Annotated in this window: 1 rRNA gene; it reads left to right on the top strand. The window is 53.2% G+C overall.

Annotated features, from left to right (window positions below):
* Positions 1 to 278 (top strand): 23S ribosomal RNA (locus CD31_RS00040); the annotation flags it as partial.

Below are 278 nucleotides of genomic sequence, written 5' to 3'. Positions count from 1 at the left end.
GGGGGTGTGACCTGGTAAATCCGGTTGCATGTTAACCCTGAGGCGTGATGACGATGCACTACGGTGCAGAAGTAGTTGATGCCCTGCTTCCAGGAAAATCCTCTAAGCTCCAGGTAACATTAAATCGTACCCCAAACCGACACAGGTGGTCAGGTAGAGAATACCAAGGCGCTTGAGAGAACTCGGGTGAAGGAACTAGGCAAAATGGTGCCGTAACTTCGGGAGAAGGCACGCTGGCATGTAGGTGAAGTCCCTCGCGGATGGAGCTGAAGCCAGTC

The sequence above is a fragment of the Lysinibacillus boronitolerans JCM 21713 = 10a = NBRC 103108 genome, assembly GCF_000772935.1.
In the GTDB taxonomy this organism is placed as follows: Bacteria; Bacillota; Bacilli; order Bacillales_A; family Planococcaceae; genus Lysinibacillus; species Lysinibacillus boronitolerans.
Note: the sequence above shows the minus strand (reverse complement) of the source record. Positions and strands in the feature narration are given on the sequence as shown.